Consider the following 26422-nt stretch of genomic DNA (forward strand, 5'->3'; position numbering starts at 1 on the left):
GTGGCGCCGTGACCGTGGAAGCCGCCATCGCGCTCGGCGTCCTCGTCATGGTCACGCTCGCCGCGACGGGCGCGATCCTGGCCGTCGTCGCCGCGGTCCGGTGCACCGACGCCGCTCGGGAGGCGGCACGGCTCGCGGCCCGGGGCGAGCCCGAGCGCGGCCGTGCCGTCGCCGCGCGGCTGGCCCCGCCGGACGCGACGGTCGAGATCGGTGAGCAGGGCGAGGACGTCGTCGTCTCCGTGACCGCGCCCACGGTGCGCCCGTTCCCGTTCCGCGTCTCGGCCAGGGCCGTCGCCGCGACGGAACCCGCCGGTCCCGACCCCGCTCCGGCGGGCGTCGGTACCGCGGTGGCCGCCGTTGCGCTCGGATCCCGCCCGGTCCGGCGCCGGACCGCTGCGGAGCGGGCTCGGCGATCCGACGACTCCGGCGTCGCCACCGCGTACGCCGCGCTGGCTGCGGTGCTCGTGCTCGGGCTCGCGGCGGTCGGGATCGACCTCGGGGGCGCCGTCCTCGCCCGGCACCGGGCCGAGGCGGCCGCCGATCTCGCCGCACTGGCCGCAGCGTCCGACGCCGCCCTGGGCGTGGAGGCCGCCTGCGCCCACGCCCGCGCGATCACCGCCGGGATGGACTCCGTCCTGCGGCGGTGTGTGCTCGACGGGTGGGACGCGATGGTGGAGGTCGGCACCCCCCGCGCCGCGGTGTTCGGCAACGCCGACGCGGTCGGACGAGCCCGCGCCGGCCCCGCCGAGCCACCCTGACGACGGCGCGTCGTCCCCGACATGCCGAGCGTCCCCGGGCGGCGCGCGAGGCCCCAGGTCGGCGCGGCTGGAGGTCGGCGGCACCCGGCCGAGGAGCGGACAGCGGGCGCGGTCCAACCGGCGGAGGCGCTGGGTCCGACGGAGCCACACGCGGCGACGAGCGGTCGACACGCGAGGACGAACGGAGTCGGACGACCGTCCAGGACATCGTTTCCGCACGTCGCGACGAGGAAGGTCACCGATCGGCACCAAGCCCCGCGCTCGTCGTTGCACGTGCACCGATCGGCGACGACGAGTGGCGGGAGCAGGTCGTCCCTGCCCTACTGGACTCGTCAGGGCGAGGCCGGACAGGCCGGACCCCGACGCCGAGCACGCTCCCCAGACCGCGGTGGGGCCGAAGCGCCTTCGAGCCGACCCCCGTTCGGCTCCACCGCATTCAGGGCCGCTGCCGGCCGGCCCGGCCCCCGACGGGTCGGCCGGCGGCGGCCACCTCTTCCAGCCGGCTCGGTGTCGCAGACCTGCTGCGGTCGCCCCGCGGTCCCCCGCAGCGCGCCGCTCGACAGCGGTGCAGCTCGACAGCGGTGCAGCTCGGCGGCTCGAGGGCACCGGGCGCCTGCGCCCGACAGCGCTCGACCCGCAGCCGCCCGCTGCCGGCGGAACCCGTGCGCCGAGGCCGCGCGCGATGGGTCAGCTCGTCCGCAGGGCTGCGATCACCAGGTCGAGCACGACGATCGCGCCGGCCTTGTCGAGCGGGTTGTTGCCGTTCCCGCACTTCGGCGACTGCACGCAGGACGGACAGCCGGTGCGACAGCCGCACTCCGCGATCGCGGCGCGGGTCGCGCCGAGCCATTCGGCGAGCACGCCGTGACCGCGTTCGGCGAGGCCCGCACCACCTGGGTGGCCGTCGTGGACGAAGACGGTGGGCAGGCCGGTCTGGGGGTGCAGGGCGGTCGACATGCCGCCGATGTCCCAGCGGTCGCAGATCGCGAAGAGCGGGAGGAGGCCGATCGCCGCGTGCTCGGCGGCGTGCAGGGCGCCGGGGATACGGGCGGGGAGGATTCCGGCGTCGGCGAGCGCCGAGTCGTCGATCGTGTACCAGACGGCGCGGGTCTCGAGGTTCTGCTCGGGCATGTCGAGCGGCACCGTCTCGAGGATCCTGCCGTCGGGGGCGCGGCGCTGGTAGCCGACGACCTGCGTCGTCACGCAGGTCTCCCCGAAGCTGACGGTCACGGGGCCGTGTTCCGAGCGGCTCAGCTCGGCGACGATCTCGACGTCTGCGGTGGAGCGGGCGTCGGTGCGCCAGTCGGGGGTCTCGGCGTGGACGAGGGCGAGGCCTGCGTCGAGGTCGAGCGACTCGACGACGTAGCTCTCGCCGCGGTGCAGGTACACGGCGCCGGGGTGCGCGGTGGCGGGCGCGGACGCGGCGTCGACGGTGCCGAGCATCCGCCCGGTGCCCGACTCGACCAACGCGATCTGGCCGAGCCCGGAGCCGCGGATGTCGACCGACCCTGCGGGCATGTCCTGCGTCGACGGCCAGAACCAGCCGGTGGGCCGCTTGCGCAGGACGCCGTCGTCGACGAGCGCGTCGAGCACGGCCGCGGCGGGGGTCCCGGCGAAGACGCCGTCGGTGTCGAGGTCGGCCGCCGTGAGGGGCAGTTCGGCGGCGGCGCAGGCGAGGTGCGGCGCGAGGACGTAGGGGTTGGTGGGGTCGAGGACGCAGCGTTCGACGGGGGCCCCGAGCAGCGCGTCGGGGTGGTGCACGAGGTAGGTGTCCATGGGGTCGTCGCGGGCGACGAGGACGACGAGTGCCTCCTCGGCGGCGCGGCCGGCCCGCCCGGCCTGCTGCCAGAAGGAGGCGCGGGTTCCGGGGAACCCGGCGACGACGACGGCGTCGAGCCCGGCGATGTCCATTCCGAGCTCGAGGGCGTTGGTGCTGGCGACGCCGAGCAGCTGCCCGCGGGCGAGGGCCGACTCGAGCTCCCGGCGCTCCTCGGGCAGGTAGCCGCCGCGGTAGGACTCGACGCGGGAGCAGAGGTCGGGGGCGGCGTCGGCGAGCAGGCGCCGGGCGCCCATCGCGGTGAGCTCGGCGCCGCGGCGGGACCGGACGAAGGCGAGGGTGCGGGCGCCCTCGACGACGAGGTCGGCGAGCATCCGGGAGGCCTCGGCCCCGGCGGGCCTGCGGACGGGGGCGAGGTTCTCGCCGGTGAGCTCGGGCAGCAGCGGCGGTTCCCAGAGGGCGACGGTGCGGGCGGAGCGGGGCGAGCCGTCGTCGGTGACGGCGGTGACGTCGCGGCCGGTGAGGACGGTGGCGAACGGTCCGGGGTCGGCGACCGTGGCGGAGGCGAGCACGATCGTCGGCCGGGAGCCGTAGCGGGCGGCGACGCGCAGCAGCCTGCGCAGGAGCAGGGCGACGTGGGAGCCGAAGACGCCACGGTAGGTGTGGCACTCGTCGACGACGACGTAGCTGAGCCGGCGCAGGAAGGTCGCCCAGCTCGCGTGCCGCGGCAGGATCGAGCGGTGCAGCATGTCGGGGTTGCTGTGGATCCAGCGGGCGTTGCGCCGCGCCCAGTCGCGTTCCTCGGCGGGGGTGTCGCCGTCGACGCAGGTGGCGCGGACGTCGGGGATGTCGAGGGCGTTCAGGGCGCGCAGCTGGTCGGCGGCGAGCGCCTTGGTGGGTGAGAGGTAGAGGGCGGTGGCGCGCCGGTCGGAGGCGAACCTGGTGAGCACGGGTAGCTGGTAGACCAGCGACTTCCCGGACGCGGTGCCGGTGGCGACGACGACGTCGCGGCCCGCGTGGGCGAGTTCGGCGCCCTCGACCTGGTGCGACCAGGGTTGCCGGACGCCGGCGGTGCGCAGGGCGTCGACGACCGTCGTGGGCACCCAGTCGGGCCAGGCCACGGGCCGGCCGTGCCGTTCCTCGAGGCGGACGCTGTGGCGCAGCGGGCAGAGCGGGTCGCCGACCTCGGCCTCGGCGCCGGCGAGAACCCGGCGGAGCAGCCGGTCACCGAGCCCCGGCACCGTCTCCGGGACGGGGGCAGGGGACGTCACCGACATGTGCGCCCTCCTCCCGAACGGCCCGCCGCGGCACGGCGAACCCGTCGAGGTTGACACACCGGACCGACAGCGTGGTGGAGGCGCCCCCGACGGGTCGTCGTGACCGGAGCAACCCGATCTTGTGATCGAACCGTTACCACATCCGTGGTGTGGGACAACCCATAGAGGTCCAGATCACCCTGCCCACCTACACTGCCAACGCCCGGCGTCTCTGTCACCAGGGATGACGGGCTGTGACGCCAGGGATGTCGTCGTCAGTCAGCGTTCCTGGCACCAGTGTCCGCACGATCCAGGAGAACGCATGCCCTCGTCCACCCTCGCGGCGATCGACCTCGCCGCGGGCGACCGCGTCATCGTCGGCGTGGTCGCGGTGGTCGCGCTCGCCGCCCTGGCCATCGGCTACGTACTGCTCCGGGAGGTTCTGGCCAACGGCCAGGGCACCGAGAAGATGCAGGACATCGGCCGAGCGGTCCAGGAAGGCGCCACGGCCTACCTCAATCGAATGTTCCGCACGCTCGGCGTATTCGTCGTGATCGTGTTCGTTCTGCTCTTCGCGCTCCCCGCGGACGGCTGGGGTGAGCGCATCGGGCGCTCCCTCTTCTTCATCGTCGGCGCGCTGTTCTCGGCGCTGATCGGCTACCTCGGCATGTGGCTCGCGACGCGCGCCAACATCCGCGTCGCCGCCGCGTCCCGCGAGCCGGGTGGTCGCGAGAAGGCGACCCGTATCGCGTTCCGCACCGGTGGCGTCGTCGGCATGTTCACCGTCGGCCTCGGTCTGTTCGGCGCCTCGGTCGTCGTGCTCGCCTACGCCGGTGAGGCCCCGAAGGTCCTGGAGGGCTTCGGGTTCGGTGCCGCGCTGCTCGCGATGTTCATGCGTGTCGGCGGCGGCATCTTCACCAAGGCCGCCGACGTCGGCGCCGACCTCGTCGGCAAGGTCGAGCAGGGCATCCCCGAGGACGACCCCCGCAACGCCGCGACGATCGCGGACAACGTGGGCGACAACGTCGGTGACTGCGCGGGCATGGCCGCCGACCTCTTCGAGTCCTACGCAGTCACCCTCGTCGCGGCCCTGATCCTGGGCAGCGCGGCGTTCGGCCTGCAGGGTCTGCTGTTCCCGCTGATCGTCCCCGCGATCGGTGTGATCACCGCGGTGATCGGCGTCTACATCACCAAGGCACGACCCAACGAGGGCGGGCTGAAGGCGATCAACCGCAGCTTCTACATCTCGGCGCTGATCTCGGCGGTGCTGTGTGTCGTCGCCGCCTACCTGTACCTGCCGGGTTCGTTCAACCTGCTGGGCAACAACGGTGCGGGAGTCCCGACCGACGCCTCGGTCGTGACCGCGATGGCCGGGTCCGACCCGCGCCTGATCGCCTCGATCGCGGTGATCATCGGCATCGTGCTCGCGGGCGTCATCCTCTGGCTGACCGGTTACTTCACCGGCACCGAGGACAAGCCGGTCAAGACCGTCGGCGAGTCCTCCCTGACGGGTTCGGCCACGGTCATCCTGGCCGGTATCTCGATCGGCTTCGAGTCGGCCGTCTACACGGCGATCGTCATCGGCGCTGCCGTGTTCGGCGCGTTCGCGCTGGCCACGGCGTCGATCACGGTTGCGCTGTTCGCGGTCGCGCTCGCCGGCACCGGGCTGCTCACCACGGTCGGCGTCATCGTCGCGATGGACACCTTCGGCCCGGTCTCCGACAACGCGCAGGGCATCGCGGAGATGTCGGGCGACGTCGAGGGCGACGGCGTCGCGATCCTGACCGAGCTCGACGCGGTCGGCAACACGACGAAGGCGATCACCAAGGGCATTGCGATCGCGACGGCGGTGCTCGCCGCGACGGCACTGTTCGGCTCCTACCGCGACGCGATCACGCAGGCGCTGGCGAAGGCCGGGGCCGCGGCGACCGACGTGGGCACGGCGTTCGCGTTCGAGGTGTTCTCCCCGAACACCCTCGTCGGCGTGATCATCGGCGCGTCGGTCGTGTTCATGTTCTCGGGCCTGGCCATCAACGCGGTGACCCGCGCGGCCGGCGCCATCGTGTTCGAGGTGCGGCGCCAGTTCCGCAGCGACCCCGGCATCATGGCCGGCACGAGCCGTCCGGAGTACGGCCGGGTCGTCGACATCTGCACCCGTGACTCGCTGCGCGAGCTGGCCACCCCCGGTCTGCTCGCGATCCTCGCGCCCGTCGCCGTCGGCTTCGGTCTCGGCGTCGGTCCGCTGGCCGGGTACCTGGCCGGCGCGATCGCGTGCGGCACCCTGATGGCGATCTTCCTCGCCAACTCCGGTGGCGCGTGGGACAACGCGAAGAAGCTGGTCGAGGACGGCAACCACGGCGGGAAGGGCTCGCCCGCGCACGAGGCGACGATCATCGGCGACACCGTCGGTGACCCGTTCAAGGACACCGCCGGCCCGTCGATCAACCCGCTGATCAAGGTCATGAACCTGGTCTCGGTGCTGGTCGCCCCGGCCATCGTGATGTTCTCGGTCGGCGACTCGGCGTCGCCGGGGCTGCGGATCGCGATCGCGCTCGTCGCGGTGGCCATCATCGTGGCGGCGGTCGTCGTGTCGAAGCGTCGTTCGACGACGATCGCGGACACCCCCGTGGGGGAGCAGGTCGGCTAGTCCGACCCTGTCACCGCAGGTCACGACGGAGGCCATCCGCCCGCACGTTCGGGTGGGTGGCCTTCGTCATGTCCGGGGCGTGCCAGTAATGTCCGTGCGCCCGCGGCGCACCGAGCGTCGGAGCTCCCCGGAGGGTGGCGATGCGCCGTTCGAGGTCAGAACCTCGCTGCGACTGTCCGCGCCCTCGCTCCGCTGCATGCGCGCCGCCCTGTCCCACGAGAGAACCGGAGCATTCCGTGCGCCGTACCCCCCGATCCCTCACGATGTCGTTCGTCGCCCTCGCGGCGGCGGCGACCGTCCTGGCAGGCTGCGGCGGCCCGAGCGACGCCGACGTCAAGTGGGCCGACGGCCTGTGCGGCTCGATCAGCACGTTCACCGACGCGGTGAAGACGCAGCCGAACTTCGACCAGTCGAACCCCGACTCCGCGATCCAGGGCCTCGAGGACTACCTGGGAACGGCCAGCACGGCCGTCCAGAGCTCGATCGACTCGATGGACAAGCTGGGCCCGTCGCCGATCAACGGTGGCGACCAGGTCGTCACCCAGCTGAAGACGACGCTGACCTCGGTGAAGTCGTCGTTCGACCAGGCCCGCCAGAAGCTCGACGGCGTCGACACCAGCAACCCGACGGCGATCACCGGCGCGCTGACCGACGCGCTGAGCCCGCTCCAGGAGCTGTCGAAGATCGACACGAGCGGCCTGAACGGCAACGCGGACATCAACGCCGCCGCCTCGAAGGCGGCGAACTGCCAGGCGCTGCAGCAGCAGAACGGCTGACGCCACACCCGCGTGCCGACGGGCGGGCCGGGACTCCCCCGCCCGCCCGTCGGCGGGCGTGGGGGAGACTGGCGGGCGCAGTGCTGCCGCTCGACCCGTCAGGAGCCACGCATGCCGCGCCGCCCCAGGCCGTTCCGCGCCGCTGTCGCGCTCGTCGCGCTGGCGTTCACGCTGCTGGTCGGGGGGTGTTCGTCCGTCGTGACCGGAACGGCCGCGGCCGATCCGGCGCCGCGGCCGGCGCAGGGCGTCGGCGCCGACCCGGTGGCGTGGATGGACAAGGTGTGCGGGTCGTTCCAGCCGATGCTGGACGCGTCGCAGAAGGTGCCGGACCTGGCGGGCGCGCGTGACCTGCCGACGATCAAAAAGTCGTTCAGCGACTATCTGGGCGCGGTGGTGGCCGGGGTGCAGCAGTCGCGCACGCAGCTCAAGGATGCCGGGGCGTCACCGGTGGCGGGTGGCGACGACGTGGTGGGGCGTATCGACGGCCTGTACGGGCAGTTCGAGACGAGCCTGACGGAGGCGAAGACGAAGGTCGACGCCGTCGACCCCACCAACGCGGCGGCGTTCCAGGCCGCGCTGACCGACGCGACGAACTCGTTGAGCAAGCTGTCGCAGTCCGGGGGCGGCCTGGGCGACACGAAGCCGTTCGTCCGGCTCAACCGCGCGGCGGACGCGGCTCCGAACTGCCAGAAGCTCGGAGCCCGCTGAGGGCGCACCGTCGGGCGACGTACGGCGCCGGTCCGGCGTGCCGAACTCCCGTTCATCGAACGCATGTTCTACCGTGCGGCGCGTGGCTCAGCTGTCGCTGTTCTCGGCGGAGGCCCGGCCGGTGCGGCGCACCGACCTGGCCGGGCTGCTGTGCGGCCCGGGCCGCATCGTGCGGTTCGGCAGTGGGACGACGGCACGGCTGAGTGTCGCCGTGACCGACGCGGTGCGGGCCCGCGCGGTGCGGGCCGCCGCGGCGGCGGCGGGCCTGCGACTGGAGGCGGAACCCGGCGACGACGGGACGGTGTCGCTGCGGTCGGCGTTCCGGTGCGACCTGGTGTCGATGGCGCTGGCCTGGAGCCGCGACGACGTCAAGCACGTCCCGGACGACCTGCAGCTCGACGGCTCGGTGCTGCGGTTGTGGGCGCTGGCCTCGGGCCGGGCCGACGTGCGGGGCGGCTATCTGTTGGCGCTCGACCCCGAGGCGCCGCACACCCACCGCCCTCTGGTCGCAGCGGCGTACCGTGCTGGTGTCTCTCCGGCACGGGTCGGTACCGCGGACGCTCCGGCGTTGCGAATCTCCGGCGCGGCCCGGGTCCGCAGGCTCGTGGAGCTCGTGGGGCCGGTCCCGGAGCGGGTCCCGGCGGCCGACTGGCCGCGGTGGTGGGGCCGTGCCTCGTGATCGCTGTTGACGGCCTGGTTACGCTCCCGTCCGTCACGCAGCATCACGACGTGACAGATGCAACACACCCGGTGAATGTGCGAACGTGGCGAACGGTGCTGGTGTTGTAGAGATACTGGCGAATCCGGCTCCCCGGCACGGGGACGGGTGATCGAGCAGCCGACGGCGGCCCGGATGAACGGGCCGACCGGCGACGATGGAGTAGGACCACGTGGCAACCCGAACGACGCGTTCGAAGGCAGGGGCCGACGACGACTCCGCCCCCGCCGCGGGCGGAAGCCGGCGCACCGGCACCCCTACGGCGACGACGACGGGTCGTCCGACCCGGCGGCTCGTGATCGTCGAGTCGCCGACCAAGGCCAAGAAGATCGCGCCCTATCTGGGCAAGAACTACATCGTCGAGTCGTCGGTCGGGCACATCCGCGACCTGCCGCGCGGCGCCGCCGACGTGCCCGCGAAGTACAAGGGCGAGTCGTGGGCCCGGCTGGGCGTCGACGTCGACAACGAGTTCCAGCCGCTCTACATCGTGACGCCGGAGAAGAAGGGCAAGGTCTCCGAGCTGCGCGACGCGCTCAAGTCGGTCGACGAGCTGCTGCTCGCGACGGACCCCGACCGCGAGGGCGAGGCCATCGCCTGGCACCTGCTCGACACGTTGAAGCCGACGGTCCCGGTCCGCCGGATGGTGTTCCACGAGATCACCGAGTCGGCCATCCTCGCGGCGGCCGAGAACCTGCGCGACCTCGACCAGGACCTGGTCGACGCGCAGGAGACGCGGCGGATCCTCGACCGGCTCTACGGCTACGAGGTCTCCCCCGTGCTGTGGAAGAAGGTCATGCCGAAGCTGTCGGCGGGCCGGGTGCAGTCGGTGGCCACGCGGCTGATCGTGCAGCGCGAGCGGGAGCGGATGGCATTCGTCTCTGCCTCGTACTGGGACATCGCCGCCACGCTCGACGCGGGCGCCGAGGCCACGCCGCGGACGTTCGGTGCGCGCCTGGTCGCGATCGACGGCAACCGGGTGGCCACGGGCCGTGACTTCGGGGCCGACGGGCAGCTGAGGTCCGACGCGGTCGCGCTCGACGAGGCGGGGGCCCGCCGGCTGGCGGAGGCGCTCGACGGGGCCGGGCTGACGGTCTCCTCGGTCGAGTCGAAGCCGTACACCCGCAAGCCGTACGCGCCGTTCATGACGTCGACGCTGCAGCAGGAGGCGGGCCGCAAGCTGCGGTTCTCCGCGGAGCGCACGATGCGCACCGCGCAGCGGCTGTACGAGAACGGCTACATCACCTACATGCGTACCGACTCGACGACGCTGTCGGCGTCGGCGATCGAGGCGGCCCGCGCGCAGGCCCGCGAGCTCTACGGCGACGCGTACGTGTCGCCGCAGCCGCGGCAGTACACGCGCAAGGTCAAGAACGCCCAGGAGGCCCACGAGGCGATCCGGCCGTCGGGCGAGACGTTCCGCACCCCGGGCGAGATCGCCCGTGAGGTCGACGGCGACGACTTCCGGCTCTACGAGCTGATCTGGCAGCGCACCGTCGCCTCGCAGATGGCCGACGCGCGGGGCACGACGATGAGCGTGCGGATCGTCGGCACGGCCGCGACGGGCGAGGAGGCGACGTTCGCCGCCTCGGGCCGCACGATCACGTTCCCGGGCTTCCTGAAGGCCTACGTCGAGACCCTCGAGGACGGCAGCGACGGCCAGGCCGACGATGCCGAGTCGCGGTTGCCCACCCTCACCGAGGGCGCGGACGTCACGGCCACCGAGCTGAACCCCGACGGGCACTCGACCAACCCGCCGGCCCGGTTCACCGAGCCGAGCCTGGTCAAGCAGCTCGAGGAGCTGGGCATCGGCCGCCCGTCGACGTACGCGTCGATCATCAAGACGATCCAGGACCGCGGCTACGTCTGGAAGAAGGGCTCCGCCCTCGTCCCGTCGTGGGTGGCGTTCTCGGTGATCGGGCTGCTGGAACACCACTTCGGCCGTCTCGTCGACTACGACTTCACCGCGGCGATGGAGGACGAGCTCGACGCGATCGCGTCCGGCAACGACTCCCGTACGGCGTGGCTCAACGGCTTCTACTTCGGCGCCGCGCAGGGCTCCGAGGGGTCGGTCGCCCGCGCGGGTGGCCTGAAGAAGCTCGTCGGGGTGAACCTCGAGGAGATCGACGCCCGCGAGGTCAACTCGATCCCGATGTTCTCCGACTCCGAGGGGCGCGACGTCGTCGTGCGGGTCGGCCGCTACGGGCCGTACCTGGAGCGGATGGTCGACGAGGCCTCGCAGCGCGCGAACCTGCCCGAGGACCTGCCGCCGGACGAGCTGACCGCGGAGATCGCCGAGCAGCTGTTCTCGGTGCCGCAGGAGGGCCGCTCGCTGGGCACCGACCCGGTGACGGGGCACGAGATCGTCGCGAAGGAGGGCCGTTTCGGTCCGTACGTGACGGAGATCCTGCCCGAGCCGGAGGCGCCCGCGGAGGGCACGACGACCCGGAAGAAGGCCCCGGCCAAGCCGAAGCCGCGCACGGGTTCGCTGCTGAAGTCGATGAGCGTCGAGACCGTGACGCTCGACGACGCGCTGCGGTTGCTGTCGCTGCCGCGGCTGGTCGGCACCGATCCGGAGAGCGGCGACGAGATCACCGCGCAGAACGGCCGCTACGGCCCGTACCTGAAGAAGGGGACGGACTCGCGGTCGCTCACCGACGAGGAGCAGATGTTCACCGTCACCCTCGAGGAGGCGCTGGAGATCTACAAGCAGCCCAAGCAGCGCGGCCGGCGCACCGCGGCGGCCACCCCGCCGCTGCGCGAGCTGGGCAACGACTCGGCCACGGGCAAGCCGATGGTGATCAAGGACGGGCGCTTCGGCCCCTACGTCACCGACGGCGAGACCAACGCGTCGCTGCGCAAGGGCGACAGCGTCGAGGAGATCACCGACGAGCGGGCCTCGGAGCTGCTCGCCGACCGTCGGGCCAAGGCGCCCGTCAAGAAGGCCCCGGCCCGCAAGAAGACGGCCGCCGCCTCGAAGAGCACGACGACCACGAAGAAGGCCCCGGCGCGGCGCAAGACGACCGCCGAGTCCTGACGGGGCGTCCCGGCTCGTCCGGGGCCTCCACCACGTTCTGCAGGAACGGCACTTTCCCGCAACCGGGTTGCGGGAAAGTGCCGTTCCTGCGTAAGAGGCCGGTTCAGGCCAGCAGGGCCTTCACCGCGGCGGCCACCCGGCCGCCGTCGGCGCGGCCCGCCGCAGCGGCGTTGGCCTTCTTCATGACCTGGCCCATCTGCCGCTGGCCGGGCTTCTCGCCCAGCTCCGCCTCGGTCTCGGCGACGGCGGCGGTGGCGATGGCGGCCAGCTCGTCGTCGGTGAGCTGCGTGGGCAGGTAGCCGGCCAGGACCTCGCCCTCGGCGATCTCCTGCGCCGCGAGCTCGGTCCGCCCGGCGGCGGAGAACGCCTCGGCCGACTCGGCGCGCTTCTTGGCCTCCTTGGCGATGATCTTGAGCACCTCGTCGTCGCTGAGCTCGCGGGCTTCGGTGCCGGCGACCTCGGCGTTGCCGATCGCGGTCAGCGTCATCCGGAGGGTGCCCTTGACCAGCTCGTCGCGCGCCTTCATGGCAGCCGTCAGGTCGTCACGGAGGCGCTGCTTGAGTTCGCTCACGGGCGTGAACGTACCCTGGCGGGGTGAAGAGCTGGGCGCGAGTCGCACTCGGAGCGACGTCGACCGGGGCCGCGACACTCGCCTATGCGGCGGGTGTGGAGCGGCGACGCTGGACGCTGCGGGAGGCCTCGCTGCCGGTGCTGGCGCCGGGTTCGCGCCCGGTCCGCATCCTGCACGTGTCGGACCTGCACATGACGCCGGGCCAGACGTCGAAGCAGCGCTGGGTGGCGGAGCTGGCCGCGCTGGAGCCGGACCTCGTCGTCGACACCGGCGACAACCTCGCGCACCCGCGGGCGGTGCCGTCGGTCCTGGCCGCCCTGAGCCCACTGCTCGACCGTCCGGGTCTGTTCGTGTTCGGCAGCAACGACTACTTCGGCCCCACACCCAAGAACCCGGCCCGCTACCTGGGCCGCAACGAGAAGCGCCTCCACGGGGACCCGCTGCCCTGGCGCGACCTGCGGGCGGCGCTCGTCGAGCGCGGCTGGGCCGACGCCACGCACAACCGGGTGCCGCTGACGATCGACGGCGTCCGGATCAGCGCGGCGGGTGTCGACGACCCGCACCTCGGGCTGGACCGCTACCCGCGGATCGCGGGTCGTGTCGACGACGTCGACCTCCGCCTGGGCCTCACCCACTCCCCCGAGCCGCGGGTGCTCGACGGGTTCGCCGCCGACGGCTGCGATCTCGTCCTCGCCGGCCACACGCACGGCGGACAGCTGCGGATGCCGGGGGTCGGCGCCATCGTCACCAACTGCGGGATCGACCGCTCCCGCGCCCGCGGCGCCTCCCGCTGGGGTGCCCACACCTGGCTGCACGTGTCGGCGGGCCTGGGTACCTCGCCGTGGGCCCCGGTGCGATTCGCGTGCCCGCCGGAGGCGTCGTTGCTGACACTCGTCGCGCGTCCCACCGGCCGTGTCGCGCAACAGGGAACCCCCGCGTCGGCGGCTGTGGACGTCGGGTAGAGTTCAGGACGGCTCGCAGGAAGGCGGCGGGCAATCGGGGTGTGGCGCAGCTTGGTAGCGCGCTTCGTTCGGGACGAAGAGGTCGCAGGTTCAAATCCTGTCACCCCGACCACACAAAGGCCCAGGTCAGTCGACCTGGGCCTTCGTCGTTGCGCGGTTCTCAGTGTGCGTGGACCCGGTGGTGCGGCGCGGTGCGCCTGCCGTCGGGTGTGTGTTCGAGCAGCAGCACGGCTCGTGCGTCACGCCGGACCGGGCGCACCTGTCGCCGAGGTCGATCACGTCGTCCGGCTCGGGGGTGCCGTCGGCGCCGTCGATCGGGGGACTGCTGCCGGCAGGTCGGCGTACCGCATGGTGCGCGGCAGGTCCCGGATGCCGGGCATCCGGAGGAGGAAGCCGTCGGTCCCGGACCGGTGCGGGCCGACGCCGGCGAGCTCGACGGTGCCGCGGCGGGTGGCGGCGAGCAGCAGGTCCTGACCGACCTCCGCCGGGGCGAGGTCGGCCGACTCGCTCGGGCCCGTCACCGTCACTCCGCCCAAGGCGGTGACGCCCGCCGCGCCGATCCATCTCGTCGCTGGTGATTCCCGTGCTGCGCGGCGCTCGCGTCGAGGTCGGCCCCGCGGGGTCGTTGCCGGGGCTCGCGCCCGGCCGCGGTGTCCCACCTGGCGTTCGGGCTCGCCGCGGGACTCCTCGGGCGCGGGGATCGCCGGTGTCGCCCGTCGGTCCCTGCGCCGCTGACGGAGGAAGGCCCAGGCCACGTGGGCCTGGGCCGACGGTCACCGCCCCTCGGTGACCGGATGGATCTCGTCGGCGACCAGGCCGTGCGCCTCACGGTGGACGGTGGCGGCCGCTTCCGCGGAGGGCGCGTCGACCAGGCAGAAGATCTTGCCGTTGGCCTCGTCCACCCAGTAGCTCCGGTAGTCGACCCCGTGCGCACCCTGGACGCTCAGGTCGGCCTGGTGCGCCTTGGCCACGTCGTCCGGGTCGATCGAGCCGTCCATGTTGTGTACATCCATGAACAGGGGCATTGTCGTTTCCCTTCTCCCGGCCCGAGGGCCGCTCATGTGCTGACAGGATCGAGTCTCATGGCGCGGACCGACGTCGAGAATGACCGCAGCACCGGTGAACCTGACCCGGCGCCCACGAGACGTCCGTCGGCGGCCCTGAATGCGGCATTGGAGCGGTTACGGCTGCAGGGCGCGGTGTTCTTGCGGGCGGAGTACCGGGAGCCGTGGGCGTACGAGTCGATGTCGGGGCCGGTGACGGCGGACCTGCTGCGGCCGGGCGAGTCGCGGGTGGTGCTGTTCCACGTGGTGGCGTCGGGGCGGTGCTGGGTCACGGTCGGCGGCGGGGAGCGGCACTGGGCGGCGGAGGGCGACGTCATCGTGCTGCCCTACGGCGACCAGCACCGGATGGGTGGGACCGCCGACGCGGAGGTCGTGCCGATCCAGACGTTCATGTCGCCGCCGCCGTGGGCGGAGATGCCGGTGCTGCGCCACGGTGCGGGCGGCAGCCTCACCGGTGTGGTGTGCGGATACCTGCACAGCGACGACCCGTTGTTCGATCCCGGGCTGCGGGTGTTCCCGCCGATCTTCGTGGTGCGCCCGCCCGCCGGGCCGGCGGCGGACTGGGTGCGGGCGAACATCGCGTACGCGCTGGCGCAGACGGGCGCCGGTCTTCTCGACGGCGGTGTCGCGCCGGCCACGCGGCTGCCCGAGATGCTGCTGGTCGAGGTGTTGCGCCTGCACCTGGCGACGGCGCCGGTGGCCCAGCGGGGATGGATCGCGGCGCTGCGCGACCCCGTCCTCGCCCCCGCGATGGCGCTGCTGCACGGCGAGCCGGGCCGCAAGTGGACCGTGCCCGACCTGGCGCAGGCGGCGGCGGTGTCGCGCTCGTTGCTCGACGCGCGGTTCCGCGACGTCCTGGGGCGGTCGCCGATCCGGTACCTCACCGAGTGGCGGATGCACGTGGCCCGCGACCTCCTGGCGACGACCGACCTGTCGGTGGTGGGGGTGGCGCGGCGCGTGGGGTACGACGCCGAGGAGGCGTTCAGCCGGGCGTTCAAGCGCCACCACGGGAGCGCGCCGGGGGCATGGCGGGCGTCGCACCACCTGTGAAGGTCTTGACCTTGACACGGTGTCAGGGTCTGGACTGGGGTCGAGGAGGTGGTCGCGATGACCCCACAGGAGACGCTCGCCCGAGCCCTGGAGCACGGTGACGCGTCGGTGCGGCTACGTGCGGCCCTGGCGGCGGGCACCACCCCGGATCCCGCCTACCTGTCGACGTTGCTGGCGCGGTGCGCGGTGGAGCCGGAGTTCTCGGTGCGCGACATGCTCACGTGGGCGTTGATCCGGCAGCCGGCGGCGTCGACGGTGCCGCTCGTCGTCGCACAGCTGCGCTCGGGGAGGGCGCAGGCGCGCAGCCAGGCCCTGCACACACTGTCGAAGATCAAGGACCCGCGGACGTTCCCGGCCGTCACCCGTGAGCTGCTGACCGACGCCGACGACGAGGTGGCCCGCGCCGCCTGGCGGACGGCTGCCGGGCTCGCGCCCGAGGGCGAGCGGGCGGCGCTGGCCGCGGTGCTGGTGACCCAGCTCGGGCGCGGCGGTCCGGAGGTGCAGCTGAGCCTGAGCCGGGCGTTGATCTCGCTCGGTGAGGTGGGTCTGCCGTTGCTGCACGTGGCGGAGTCGGCTGCCGAGCCGCGGGTGCGGCACCATGCCGTTGCCACGCAACGGCTCCTGCGCGACCCGGAGGCGGGTTCCGCGCAGGCGGTCGAGGAGGCGAAGCGTGTGGTGGCCTTGGGCGGACAGACCCCGGAGAGGTGATCGACGGTGCTGATCGGCGACGTGGCCCGCCGGTCCGGGGTCAGTGCGCGCATGTTGCGCCACTACGACTCCCTCGGTCTCGCGCGGCCGACGGGCCGGACCGGTGCCGGCTACCGGGAGTACTCGGAGGAGGACATCCGGCGGATCCTGCACATCGAGATCCTGCGGTCGTTGGGCCTGTCGCTGCGTGAGGTCGGGCGCGCACTCGACGATCCGGGGTTCGCGCCGGCGGCGCTGGTCGACGATCTCGTCGCCCGGACCCGGGAGCGGATCGCGCGGGAGACGGAGCTGCTGACGCGGCTGCACCGGATCAGCGCGGCCGAGCCCGTCGGCTGGGAGGAGGTCCTGCAGGTCATCGCATTGCTGCAGGGGTTGGGTTCGGCCAGCGCGGGGCGTCGGCAGCGGGCCGCGCTCTCGGCCGACGACGCCGCCGTCCCGGTGGAGGCGCTGGTCGAGGCCGCGTTGAGCGAGACCGACCCGAATGTCGCGGGCGCGCTGCGGTGGGCGTTGGAGCGGTCCGGCACAGGAGGGCTCGCGCTCCTGGCCGATGCCCTCTCCTCCCCCGACGCCGACGTGCGCAGGCGCGCCGTCGAGGCCGTCGCGGAGCTCCCCGAGGAGGCGGCGACGCCGGTGCTGCGCGGCGCGCTCGCGAGCGACGACCTGGTCGTCCGGCGGCGTGCCGCCCTCCTGCTGGGGAGCCGCGGCGACACGGGGACCGCTGCGACGCTCGTCGACATGGTCGTGGCCGGGGTCGACGACGTCGACGCCGCCGACGCGCTGGGCGTCCTCGCGGCGGCGCCGGGCGCCGCGGACCCGATCGCGACGATGCTCGTCGACCGGCTCGCCGACGACGGCCTCGACGCGGGAACGCGGCGCCGGCTGACGCAGGCGTTCGCGGGGATTCCGGGCCCCGTGGCCGCGCGGGCGCTGGCCGGGCTCGTGGGCGACGACGACCCGGGCGTCGCCGCCACTGCGACGTACGTAGCGACTCTGCGCGACGCGCTGTGACGACTGTCACGATCTTGCGCCGGACTGTTCCGCGTCCGGACCCTTTTCCTGGGACGCTGGTGGGGTGTCCTCCCGAGATCTGTCCGTATTCGTCGGCGCGGTCGCACGGAGACCTCAGCTCGTCGGCGCCGTGGCTCCCAGCGGTCGCCGGCTCGCGGACGCTCTGGCAGCAGTCGTCCCCCGCACGGGCTCCCCGTTCGTCGCGGAACTCGGGCCCGGGTCGGGGACGGTCAGCCGCGCCGTCGCCCGCCGCCTGCCCGGCGACGGCCGCCATCTCGCGGTCGAGATCGACGAGGGCTTCGCCCGCCACCTGCGGGGGAGGTTCCCCGACTCCGAGATCGTGCTCGGCGACGCCGCCGACCTGCGCACGATCGTCGACGCTCCGGTCGACGCCGTGGTCAGCGGCCTGCCGTGGTCGCTGTTCGACGAGGCCCGCCAGCGCGCCATCCTGGGCGCGGTGCGTGACGTCCTGGCCCGCGACGGCGCGTTCACGACGTTCGCGTACCGGCACGCGGCGGGCCTGTCGGGCGCGCGCCGGTTCCGTCGGCTGCTCGACGAGCACTTCGACGAGGTCGTGGACGGCCGCACGGTGTGGCGGAACCTGCCGCCGGCGGGTGTCCTGCTGTGCCGCAGGCCGATCAGCTCGGCGGCCTGAGCTCAGCTGTCGTTGTTGTTGCCGCCGCCGGACTTGTCGGGCAGGTACGGCTCGATCGCGGCGGCGAGCTTGGCCGCGGTCATCGACTGCAGCCACATGTGCCCGGGTCCGCGGATCTCGGCCATGAGCAGCGAGTCGCCCAGGAACTTGTTCTTGACGCCCTTCACCGTGGCGAACTGGAGGTCCATTCCCGCGGTGAACAGGGCCAGGTGTCCGGGGTGGACGATCATCGACTCGGTGGGCCCCAGGTCGTACTCGACGATCTCGCCGGACAGCTCGACCCACGCGGTGCCGTTGCCCGACAGCTTCTGGAAGACGAGCCCCGCACCTCCGAAGATGCCCGCGCCCAGCCGTTTCTGCAGCGCGACGGAGACTTCGACGTCACTGGTGCTGGCGACGTAGCTGCCCGACTGGACCATGAACTCGTCGGCGGGGTCGATGGTCAGCTCCCGGAAGACGCCGGGCATGCGCGCGGCGAAGGCGACCATCCCCCCGCCGGGCGCGGTGTACTCGGTCAGGAACAGCTGGCCGCCGCCGAGGGCGCGTTTGAGGCCGCTCATGAAGCCGCCGCGGCCGCCGGAGCCGAACCGTGTCGACGTCTCCAGCTGCAGCCCCGGGGTGTACCAGGACACCTCGCCGCCCTCGGCGGTGATGCGCTCACCCGGTCCGAGCGAGACCTCCAGGACCGGCATCGTGGTTCCGATCGTGCGTGTCTGCACCGCGGTGTCCCGTCGTCGGCGTCGTGGGAGAGGAACCGTAGAGCGGCCGGGCACGCGCCGTCCACAGTTGTGTCCGCAGTGGCCGCCCCCGGCGGCGACCGCCGCGACGTTGCGGGGCAGCAGCAGCGGGGTGGCGGCAGCCGCGGCACGGCGAGCCGGCCGAGCAGGTGGGGCCGGCGCCGCTCCGGCCGCGGGCCACCGACGGTTCAGGGGTCGGCCGGCAGGCTCGCGAGCATCGCGAAGAACGGCGCCACATAGGACGCGTCGTAGGCGACGAACGGCCCGTAGATCGCGCCGGGGGGCGGCGTCCAGGCGAGAAGCTGGTCGACGACGGCCGCAGCGAGATCGTCGTCGACGGTGTCGCGGGCGACGACCACCGGCGGGGCGAGCCCCTCGACCCGGTCGACGATCCGCGTCGTCGCCGCGTTCCCGGGGTTCGCCGCCCACACGTCCTCCAGGACGGTCGTGGCCCGCGTCCGGCCGGCGACGACGGCGTCGATCTGCGGCTGCCACGGCGGCACGAGGACCGGCGTGAAGAACTCGGCCACGCGACGGTCGTACCGGCGGGTGAGCAGGGCGGGCGCGAACCAGGACGACGAGCAGGACGTGTTGACGTAGCCGAGCGTGGCGCCGTCGAGGTCGGCGGTGGAGGTCGCGGGATCGTCGGCGCGTACGACCAGCACCGACGACTGCACCGGCTCCCCGGTGCGCGACGACGTCGCGATCGCGAGGCCGCGGTAGGCGGGGTCGTCGGCGAACCGGTGATAGTCGGCCGCGGGGACGAACCCGAGGTCGGCGCCGTGGCGGGCGAGCTCGCCGTCGATGGCGGCCAGGTCGGTCGAGGGCTCGGCGACGATCCCGGCGGCGGCGAGGAAGCCCACCCAGGGCGCCTCCCCGACGGTCAGCCCGAGATTGGCGTCGAGGACGAACGTCGACGAGCCGCCCATGGATTCCCCCGGATCGTGGCGCCACCTGTGGCCACGGGCGGAGTCGCTCTGCCGCCGCGGTCCGTTACGTCACGTTCGGCCGCTGGTCGATGTCGACCCGCTCGAACCGGACGTGGGTGACCTTCTCGGACGAGACCAGCTCGGTGCAGACGTATCCGTCGGAGTCGACGCCGTCGAGCAGCCGCGCGCCGCGCCCGAACAGGACGGGGACGACCGCGAGGTGCATCGCGTCGACGTGCCCGGCGCGCAGGTACTGCCGGATCGTCTCCGCCCCGCCACCGATGCGGATGTCGGCGTCGCCTGCGGCGGCGCGGGCCTGCTCCAGGGCGGCCTCGATGCCGCCGGTGACGAAATGGAAGGTGGTGCCGCCCTTCATCTCCACGGGTTCGCGCTCGTGGTGGGTGAGCACGAAGACGGGGTGGTGGTAGACGGGGTCGTCACCCCACCAGCCGGTCCACGACTCGTCACCCCAGTCGCCGCGGACGGGGCCGAACATGTTGCGGCCCATGATGGTGGCGCCCACCCCGGCGGCGGCCTCGATCGCGTGCCGGTCGTCGACACCCGTCGTGCCGCCCTCCTCGCCGACCATCGAGCGGAAGGTGCGGGTCGGGTAGAACCACTCGTGCAGCCGCGGTCCGCCGACGCCGAGGGGCGCGTCGAGGCTCTGGTCGGGGCCTGCCATGTAGCCGTCGAGGGAGACGGCGACGCTCACGCGCAGCTTTCCGGTCATCGGGTCCTCCGTGTGGTCGGCGGGGTCGGCATCAGGTCGGCGCCGACACGAGCTTCTCGACACGAGGCGGGAGAAAAGATGTCGAGCGCGGGGCAGCGGCTCCGACCATCCTGTGTGACGCGCCCCGACGGGGGGCGCGGCCGGCCGCGAGGAGCGTTCGTCGTGAAGTACATGCTGCTGATCCACAACCGTCCCGGCTTCCTGGAGGAGCTCACCGAGGACGAGCGCACGGAGCTGTTCGGCGAGGTCGACCGGATCATGGGTGAGCTGACGGAGACCGGCGAGCTGGTGGGCGGGCAGGCGCTCGCCGACCCGTCGACGGCCGTCACGATCCGTGGTGTCGACGGCCGCCCGGCGGTGACGGACGGGCCGTTCGCGGAGAGCAAGGAGCAGTTCGCCGGGTACGTGGAGGTGGACTGCGCGTCGCAGGAGCGGGCCGTGGAGATCGCGTCGTCGTGGCCGGACGTCCGCTTCGGTGGCGGGGTGATGGAGGTCCGTGCGGTGATGCAGGAGTCCGGGGCGGAGATGTGACGTCGCGCGTCGTCGAGGACCTGCTGCGCGGTCTCGCGCCGCAGGTCCTCGGCACGCTCGTGCGCCGCCACGGGCAGTTCGACGCGTGTGAGGACGCGGTGCAGGAGGCGTTGCTGGCGGCGGCGACGCAGTGGCCGGAGCAGGGGGTCCCGGACAGGCCGCACGCGTGGCTGCTGACCGTCGCGACCCGGAGGCTGACCGACGGGTGGCGCAGCGAGAGCGCACGCCGGGCCCGGGAGGACGCGGTGGTGGCGCTGGAGGCCGCGGCCCCGCCCGGTACGCCGGCCGGCCCCGAGGACGACGACACGTTGCGGCTGCTGTTCCTGTGCTGCCACCCGGCGCTGTCCGGGCCGTCGCAGGTGGCGTTGACGTTGCGGGCCGTGGGCGGGTTGACGACGGCGGAGATCGCGGCGGCGTTCCTGGTGCCGGAGGCGACGATGGCGCAGCGGATCAGCCGCGGGAAGCAGCGGATCAGGTCGGCGGGCGCACACTTCTCGATGCCGCCGCCCGCGGAGCTCGGGGCACGGCTGGCGGCGGTCCGGCAGGTGCTGTACCTCGTGTTCAACGAGGGGTACACGGCGTCGGCCGGGGAGTCGTTGCAACGCACCGACCTCACGGCGGAGGCGGTGCGGTTGGCCCGGGAGCTGCACCGGCTGACGCCGGACGAGGGCGAGTCGGCGGGGTTGCTGGCGTTGATGCTGCTCACGGATGCGCGGCGGGCGGCGCGGGCCGATGCCTCGGGTGCGCTGGTGCCCCTGGCCGAGCAGGACCGGTCGCGGTGGGACCGCTCCATGATCGACGAGGGTGTCGCGCTGGTGAGCGCCGCGTTGACGCGGCACCCGCCGGGTCCCTATCTCGTGCAGGCGACGATCGCCGCGGTGCACGACGAGGCTGCCCGCGCGCAGGACACGGACTGGCCGCAGATCGTGGCGCTGTACCGGGTGCTGGCGCGGGTCGAGCCGAACCCGATGGTCACGTTGAACCGGGCGGTGGCGGTCGCGATGGCCGAGGGACCGGACGCGGGTCTCGACGTCCTCGACACCCTGCGCTCCGACGACCGCATGACCGCGCACCACCGCTGGCACGCCGTGCGGGGCCACCTGCTGGAGATGGCGGGTGCACGGGACGAGGCCCGGGCCGCCTACCGGGAGGCGGCGCGGCTCACGACGAGCCTTCCGGAGCGGCGTTATCTGGAGTCCCGCGCCGCGGGAGCGGGGTCGTGAGGCGCGGCCCCGGCCGGGGCCCACGGGACGTGCGGGGTGGGCTGCCGCAGGTCGAGACGCATGCAGCAGCGGGGCCAGCGGTCGAGGCCGCGGCGGGTCTCCTCGGCGCGCAGCGCGGCGAGGCCCGGCGTGATCTCGTCGGCGGTCAGGACCCGGAACCCGCGACGGCCGTAGTACGGCGCGTTCCAGGGCACGTCGACGTAGGTCGTGAGGGTGACCGCCGCGAGCCCGGCGGCGAGGGCGCGTTCGGAGTTGTCGTCGAGGAGGGCACGGCCGACGCGAAGTCCGATGTGGACGGGGTCGACGGAGACCTGTTGGATGTGGGCGCAGTCGTCGACGACCTCGGCCTGCAGGTAGCCGGCGACCCGGCCGTCGATGTCGACGACGCGGATGACGCCTGCCGCGACGAGCCGGAACATCTCGTCGGGGCTCGGTGACGGGTCGTCGGCGACGGCATCCATGCCGATCTCGCGGAACCGCTCCCCGGCGGCGTCCTCGATCTCGATGAGGCGCGTGACGTCGGCGGGCCGGGCGGGCCGGACGCTGTGCTCGGACACGTCCGGACGGTACCCGCCCGCGTTCGTGTACGGGCGTATGAGACCGACGTTAGGCTGATCATGTGGGTCACCGCGAGGAGCTGTTGGCGGGCGCGCAGGAATGCCTGCACGACAAGGGCTGGGGCCGGACGTCGGCACGCGACGTGGTCGCCGCCTCGGGCACGAACCTCGCCTCGATCGGCTACCACTTCGGCTCCAAGGACGCCCTGCTGGCCGCCGCCCTGGTCGCGTCGACGGCGGCGTGCGCGGCCGCGGTCGACCAGGCGCTGACCGACGCCCCGGCCGTTGCGGGGGCCGGCCCGTTGGACAGGTTCGAGCGCACGTGGGAACGCGTCGTCGAGCGTGTGGCCCGCGACGAGCGGATGACGACGGCGACGGTCGAGGCGCTGGCGCAGGCCCCTCGGGTGCCGCAGGTGCGGTCGGCGTTGGCCGCCGCCGCGGACCTCACGCGCGAGGACCTGGCGCTGACCTTCCATGCATCGGGGGACGACGAGGAACGCACCCGGGTCCTGGGTGCGTTCTACCAGTCGTTGCTGCTGGGGACGCTCGTACAGTGGGCGGTCGACCCTGCCGCCGCGCCGACGGGGCGCGACCTCGCGGAGGCGTTGCGTGTCATCGTCGCCGACGCCGGGGGCGGCTGATGGCGGGCGGCGCCGACCGGATCGTTCGCGCGGGTCACGGCCGACCTCGACCGGTGACTCAGGGTTCGTCGCGCGGGCGGCCGATCCCGGCGACGTAGAGCACCCCGAGCACGACGAGCGGGATGACCGTCCACACGAACCAGGGGTAGACCAGGTCGGCGTTCGTGACGCTGACGATCCCCCAGACGACGACGTTCACCGCGACCACACTGCTGAAGACGATGGTCAGGACACGCATGGCGGTGCCGCCGCCGGTGTCGGAGAAGATCGCGCGGGGTCGTGCCGGTGTCCGCCGTGCGGGGGCCTGCGCGGGTGTGTCCGGGATGTCGGGCAGGTCGGCGGTGACGCGGGCCAGGTCGCCGCGGGTCTTGCCCGCCCAGACGGCCTGGACGCGTTCGTCGTACTCCGTGATGTCGAGCAGCCCCTGGCCCTGGGCGCGCAGGAGCATGTCCTGCACCGCTTTGCGCTCGGCGTCGGACACCCGGATCCGGTCGGCGGGGACGGGCTCGTTCACGACAGCCATCGTGCCACGGCGCCGGTCAGGCTCGATTGCACTCATGCGAATGAATGCATATGTTGGCGGCATGGGAACGGGACACGGCCACGGCCACGTCGGCGCGCCGAACGCCTCCGCGCGCCACGTCCGCGCACTGTGGATCTCCCTCGGCATCCTGACGGTCTTCCTCGCGCTGGAGGCCGTCGTCGGGTTCGCGACGTCCTCGCTCGCCCTGCTGTCCGACGCCGGGCACATGCTCACCGACGTCCTCGGCATCGGGATGGCCCTGGCCGCGATCACCGCGGCCCGACGTTCCGCCGTGACCGACAGCCGCACGTTCGGGCTGCACCGCGCCGAGGTCCTGGCCGCGCTCGCCAACGCGCTGCTGCTCGTCGGCGTCGCGGTCTGGGTGGTCGTCGAAGCCGTCGGGCGGTTCGCCGCGCCACCGGAGATCCCCGGCGTGGCGCTGATCCTCACCGCCGGGGCAGGGCTCGTCGCCAACCTCGTCGTCCTCGTCCTGCTGCGCCGGGGCGCGAAGGAGAGCATCAACGTCCGCGGCGCCTCGCTGGAGGTGCTGGCCGACACCGTCGGGTCGGTGGGGGTCCTGCTCGCCGGTGCCGTGATGCTGCTGTTCGGATGGACCTGGGCCGACCCGGTCGTCGCCATCGCGATCGGGGTGTGGGTCCTGCCCCGCACGTGGTCGCTGGCCCGCCAGGCCGTCCGCATCCTCGTACAGGCCGCGCCCGCGCACGTCGACGTCACCGCGGTCCGCACCGACCTCGCCGCGCTCGACGGCGTCGACGACGTGCACGACGTCCACGTCTGGACGCTGACCTCGGGCATGGAGGTCGGCTCGGTGCACCTGGGCGTCGGCGAGGGCTGCGACCCCGCCCACGTGCTGTCCACCGCCCGCGACCTGCTCGCCGACCGGCACGGCCTCTCCCACGTCACGGTCCAGGTCGAGCCGCCCGGCGCCCGCACCCGGTGCCACGAGCTGAGCTGGTGACAGAGGAGGATCGAGCTGTGCACCCCGACGCCGCCGTCCCCGACCGGCTCTTCGACGACGACGCCCGCGAGCAGCGCTGGCGCGCCCGCTTCACCGCGGTCCGCATGTCCCGGCCGCAGTGGGCCGAGGACGCGCCCGACCGCTGCGTCTACACGTCGAACGCGGGCGGGACCACCGAGGTGCACACGTGGGACCGTGCGACCGGCCTGCACCGCCAGGTCACCAGCCGCCCCGCCGGCACCCACTCGGCGACGCTGCCGCCCGACGGCGAGCACGTCTGGTGGTTCGACGACACCGACGGCGACGAGTTCGGCCGCTGGGTCACCGAGCCGTTCGCGGGGCTGCCCGCGGCCGACCGCCCCGCCGACGCGATCCCCGGTGTCGAGGACGGCTACCCCGCGGGCCTGGAGATCGGCCGCACGCTGGTCGCCGCGGGCACCTCGACTGACGACGGAAGCCGCATCTGGCTGCGCCGCAACGACTCCGTCGACGACGCGACCGTCGTGTACGAGTCGACGGAGGACGCGGGCGTCGGTGCGCTCTCCGAGGACGAGACACTGCTCGCGATCAGCCACTCCGAGCACGGCGACTCCCGCCACCCCGACCTCCGGGTGCACCGCACGTCCGACGGCGCGGCGGTCGCGGAGAAGTCCGACGGCCCGGGTCTCGGGCTGACCCCCCTGGTGTTCAGCCCCGTCCCCGGCGACCAGCGGCTGCTGCTGCTGCACGAGCGCCGCGGCCGCGAGGAGCTGCTGATCTGGGACGTCGCTGCCGACACCGAGACCGAGATCGTCCTCGACCTGCCGGGTGAGCTGGTCGCCGACTTCTACCCCGACGCGTCGGCGCTGCTGGTGTGGCACACCCACGCCGGCCGGGTCCGGCTGTTCCGCCGCGACCTGCTCGACGGAACCCTGAGCGAGCTGCCCACCGCGCCCGGCACGGTCGGGTCCGCGGAGGTCCGCCCGGACGGGACCGTCGAGTACACGGCGTCGTCGGCGGCCGAGGCCCCGACGATCCGCGCCCTGCACCCCGACGGCACCGACCGCGTGCTGGTCGCCCCACCCGGGGACCGTCCACCCGGCTCGGTCCCGGTACGCGACGTGTGGGTCGACGGTCCCGGCGGGAAGGTGCACGCACTCGTCGCCGAACCCGAGGGCGCCGGGCCGCATCCGACGGTCTTCAGCCTGCACGGCGGCCCGCACGCCGCCGACGAGGACCGGTTCAGCGCGATGCGCGCGGCGTGGGTCGACGCCGGGTTCTGCGTCGTCGAGGTCAACTACCGCGGCTCGACGGGCTACGGGTCGACGTGGCGCGACGCCATCGAGGGCCGCCCGGGCACCACCGAACTGGAGGACGTCGCCGCCGTCCACGACTGGGCCGTCTCGTCCGGGACCGCCGACCCGGCCCGGGTCGTCGTCGAGGGCTGGTCGTGGGGCGGGTTCCTCGCGCTGCTCGCCGCAGGGACGCAGCCGCAGCGGTGGGCCGCGGCGATCGGCGGCGTCCCCGTCGCCGACTACGTCGCCGCGTTCTCCGACGAGATGGAGCAGCTGCGCGCGTTCGACCGCGCCCTGTTCGGCGGCTCCCCCGACGAGGTCCCCGACCGCTACCGGGTCGCGTCCCCGCTCACCTACGTCGGCGACGTCCGCGCACCCGTGCTCGTCCTCGCCGGCGAGAACGACCCGCGCTGCCCCATCCGCCAGATCGACAACTACCTCGACGCGCTGGCGGCCCGCGGCGACGTCCACTACGAGGTCAGCCGGTTCGACGCCGGGCACGGCTCGCTCGTCGTCGACCAGACGATCCGCCACGTCGCCACGGAGATCGACTTCGCCCGGCGGGCCCTGGGAGGGCACTGAACAGCGTCCGGCCGGGGCGAGCGG

At 73.3% G+C, this 26422-nt stretch carries 25 protein-coding genes and 1 tRNA gene; 17 read left to right on the forward strand and 9 right to left on the reverse strand.

The features are described from left to right. Nucleotides 1-8 precede the first annotated feature (8 nt). The gene (locus AB7F12_RS07330; RefSeq protein ID WP_428499093.1) at nt 9-758 is read left to right on the forward strand and encodes an Rv3654c family TadE-like protein; all 750 of its coding nucleotides are present in this window, start codon (nt 9-11) and stop codon (nt 756-758) included. Nucleotides 759-1445: 687 nt separating this feature from the next. Here AB7F12_RS07330 and AB7F12_RS07335 read toward each other — a convergent pair. Further along, entirely contained in the window at nt 1446-3812 is a 2367-nt protein-coding gene (locus tag AB7F12_RS07335) for a DEAD/DEAH box helicase (RefSeq protein ID WP_428499094.1), read from the reverse strand. Between the two features lie 301 nt (nt 3813-4113). On the opposite strand from AB7F12_RS07335, the gene AB7F12_RS07340 reads away from it, so the two are divergent. The 5 genes from AB7F12_RS07340 to topA all read left to right on the forward strand — a co-directional run bounded on the left by AB7F12_RS07340 (nt 4114) and on the right by topA (nt 11674). Next, nucleotides 4114-6438 (forward strand): sodium-translocating pyrophosphatase, encoded by a 2325-nt coding sequence (locus tag AB7F12_RS07340; RefSeq protein WP_428499095.1) that lies wholly within the window; start codon nt 4114-4116, stop codon nt 6436-6438. Between the two features lie 263 nt (nt 6439-6701). Then, entirely contained in the window at nt 6702-7214 is a 513-nt protein-coding gene (locus AB7F12_RS07345) for a hypothetical protein (RefSeq protein ID WP_428499096.1), read from the forward strand. A 111-nt stretch (nt 7215-7325) separates the two neighbouring features. Next, nucleotides 7326-7922, forward strand: coding sequence for a hypothetical protein (locus AB7F12_RS07350; RefSeq protein WP_428499097.1), 597 nt, complete (start codon nt 7326-7328; stop codon nt 7920-7922). Between the two features lie 82 nt (nt 7923-8004). After that, on the forward strand, nt 8005-8601 hold the full coding sequence (locus AB7F12_RS07355; protein ID WP_428499098.1) for a hypothetical protein: 597 nt from the start codon (nt 8005-8007) through the stop codon (nt 8599-8601). Nucleotides 8602-8812: 211 nt separating this feature from the next. Beyond that, complete coding sequence (gene topA / locus AB7F12_RS07360; protein ID WP_428499099.1) at nt 8813-11674, forward strand: type I DNA topoisomerase; 2862 nt, start codon at nt 8813-8815, stop codon at nt 11672-11674. Nucleotides 11675-11777: 103 nt separating this feature from the next. On the opposite strand, the gene AB7F12_RS07365 is transcribed toward topA, so the two are convergent. Next, nucleotides 11778-12245, reverse strand: a complete 468-nt coding sequence (locus tag AB7F12_RS07365) for a GatB/YqeY domain-containing protein (RefSeq protein ID WP_428499100.1) — start codon at nt 12243-12245, stop codon at nt 11778-11780. 23 nt (nt 12246-12268) lie between these two features. Here AB7F12_RS07365 and AB7F12_RS07370 point away from each other — a divergent pair, with 23 nt between their 5' ends. Both AB7F12_RS07370 and AB7F12_RS07375 read left to right on the forward strand, forming a co-directional pair. After that, entirely contained in the window at nt 12269-13207 is a 939-nt protein-coding gene (locus tag AB7F12_RS07370) for a metallophosphoesterase (protein WP_428499101.1), read from the forward strand. A gap of 35 nt (nt 13208-13242) precedes the next feature. After that, nucleotides 13243-13319: transfer RNA gene (locus tag AB7F12_RS07375), tRNA-Pro, on the forward strand. A 163-nt stretch (nt 13320-13482) separates the two neighbouring features. Here AB7F12_RS07375 and AB7F12_RS07380 read toward each other — a convergent pair. Continuing rightward, on the reverse strand, nt 13483-13728 hold the full coding sequence (locus AB7F12_RS07380) for a hypothetical protein (protein ID WP_428499102.1): 246 nt from the start codon (nt 13726-13728) through the stop codon (nt 13483-13485). Between the two features lie 252 nt (nt 13729-13980). Next, entirely contained in the window at nt 13981-14220 is a 240-nt protein-coding gene (locus AB7F12_RS07385) for a DUF4242 domain-containing protein (RefSeq protein ID WP_428499103.1), read from the reverse strand. A gap of 69 nt (nt 14221-14289) precedes the next feature. Here AB7F12_RS07385 and AB7F12_RS07390 point away from each other — a divergent pair, with 69 nt between their 5' ends. From AB7F12_RS07390 to AB7F12_RS07405, 4 genes are all read left to right on the forward strand, one after another. Next, nucleotides 14290-15321, forward strand: a complete 1032-nt coding sequence (locus tag AB7F12_RS07390; RefSeq protein WP_428499104.1) for an AraC family transcriptional regulator — start codon at nt 14290-14292, stop codon at nt 15319-15321. 57 nt (nt 15322-15378) lie between these two features. After that, nucleotides 15379-16029 (forward strand): HEAT repeat domain-containing protein, encoded by a 651-nt coding sequence (locus tag AB7F12_RS07395; protein ID WP_428499105.1) that lies wholly within the window; start codon nt 15379-15381, stop codon nt 16027-16029. A 6-nt stretch (nt 16030-16035) separates the two neighbouring features. Further along, nucleotides 16036-17037, forward strand: coding sequence for a MerR family transcriptional regulator (locus AB7F12_RS07400; protein WP_428499106.1), 1002 nt, complete (start codon nt 16036-16038; stop codon nt 17035-17037). A gap of 130 nt (nt 17038-17167) precedes the next feature. After that, a complete protein-coding gene (locus AB7F12_RS07405; protein ID WP_428499107.1) occupies nt 17168-17692 on the forward strand; it encodes a class I SAM-dependent methyltransferase in 525 nt (174 codons plus the stop codon). 2 nt (nt 17693-17694) lie between these two features. Here AB7F12_RS07405 and AB7F12_RS07410 read toward each other — a convergent pair whose 3' ends face one another. From AB7F12_RS07410 to AB7F12_RS07420, 3 genes are all read right to left on the reverse strand, one after another. Next, complete coding sequence (locus AB7F12_RS07410; RefSeq protein WP_428516308.1) at nt 17695-18411, reverse strand: TIGR00266 family protein; 717 nt, start codon at nt 18409-18411, stop codon at nt 17695-17697. Between the two features lie 206 nt (nt 18412-18617). After that, nucleotides 18618-19358 carry a phosphate/phosphite/phosphonate ABC transporter substrate-binding protein gene (locus AB7F12_RS07415; RefSeq protein WP_428499109.1) on the reverse strand — a complete coding sequence of 247 codons (741 nt, stop codon included), beginning with the start codon at nt 19356-19358 and terminating at the stop codon, nt 18618-18620. A gap of 64 nt (nt 19359-19422) precedes the next feature. Then, entirely contained in the window at nt 19423-20088 is a 666-nt protein-coding gene (locus AB7F12_RS07420) for a dihydrofolate reductase family protein (protein WP_428499110.1), read from the reverse strand. A 171-nt stretch (nt 20089-20259) separates the two neighbouring features. Here AB7F12_RS07420 and AB7F12_RS07425 point away from each other — a divergent pair, with 171 nt between their 5' ends. Both AB7F12_RS07425 and AB7F12_RS07430 read left to right on the forward strand, forming a co-directional pair. Continuing rightward, nucleotides 20260-20619 carry a YciI family protein gene (locus AB7F12_RS07425; RefSeq protein ID WP_428499115.1) on the forward strand — a complete coding sequence of 120 codons (360 nt, stop codon included), beginning with the start codon at nt 20260-20262 and terminating at the stop codon, nt 20617-20619. After that, entirely contained in the window at nt 20616-21842 is a 1227-nt protein-coding gene (locus AB7F12_RS07430; RefSeq protein ID WP_428499111.1) for an RNA polymerase sigma factor, read from the forward strand. Before AB7F12_RS07425 ends, AB7F12_RS07430 begins: the two co-directional genes overlap by 4 nt. Here AB7F12_RS07430 and AB7F12_RS07435 read toward each other — a convergent pair. Further along, nucleotides 21806-22399, reverse strand: a complete 594-nt coding sequence (locus tag AB7F12_RS07435; RefSeq protein WP_428499112.1) for a GNAT family N-acetyltransferase — start codon at nt 22397-22399, stop codon at nt 21806-21808. The genes AB7F12_RS07430 and AB7F12_RS07435 overlap by 37 nt on opposite strands. Nucleotides 22400-22461: 62 nt before the next feature. On the opposite strand from AB7F12_RS07435, the gene AB7F12_RS07440 reads away from it, so the two are divergent. Further along, nucleotides 22462-23040, forward strand: coding sequence for a TetR family transcriptional regulator (locus AB7F12_RS07440; protein WP_428499113.1), 579 nt, complete (start codon nt 22462-22464; stop codon nt 23038-23040). Between the two features lie 58 nt (nt 23041-23098). On the opposite strand, the gene AB7F12_RS07445 is transcribed toward AB7F12_RS07440, so the two are convergent. After that, on the reverse strand, nt 23099-23554 hold the full coding sequence (locus AB7F12_RS07445; protein WP_428501140.1) for a DUF1707 SHOCT-like domain-containing protein: 456 nt from the start codon (nt 23552-23554) through the stop codon (nt 23099-23101). 70 nt (nt 23555-23624) lie between these two features. On the opposite strand from AB7F12_RS07445, the gene AB7F12_RS07450 reads away from it, so the two are divergent. Beyond that, nucleotides 23625-24542, forward strand: coding sequence for a cation diffusion facilitator family transporter (locus AB7F12_RS07450; protein WP_428501139.1), 918 nt, complete (start codon nt 23625-23627; stop codon nt 24540-24542). Nucleotides 24543-24559: 17 nt separating this feature from the next. After that, entirely contained in the window at nt 24560-26398 is a 1839-nt protein-coding gene (locus tag AB7F12_RS07455) for an alpha/beta fold hydrolase (protein ID WP_428517889.1), read from the forward strand. Nucleotides 26399-26422: the final 24 nt, after the last annotated feature.

The sequence above is a fragment of the Pseudonocardia sp. genome (assembly GCF_050250275.1).
In the GTDB taxonomy this organism is placed as follows: Bacteria; Actinomycetota; Actinomycetes; order Mycobacteriales; family Pseudonocardiaceae; genus Pseudonocardia.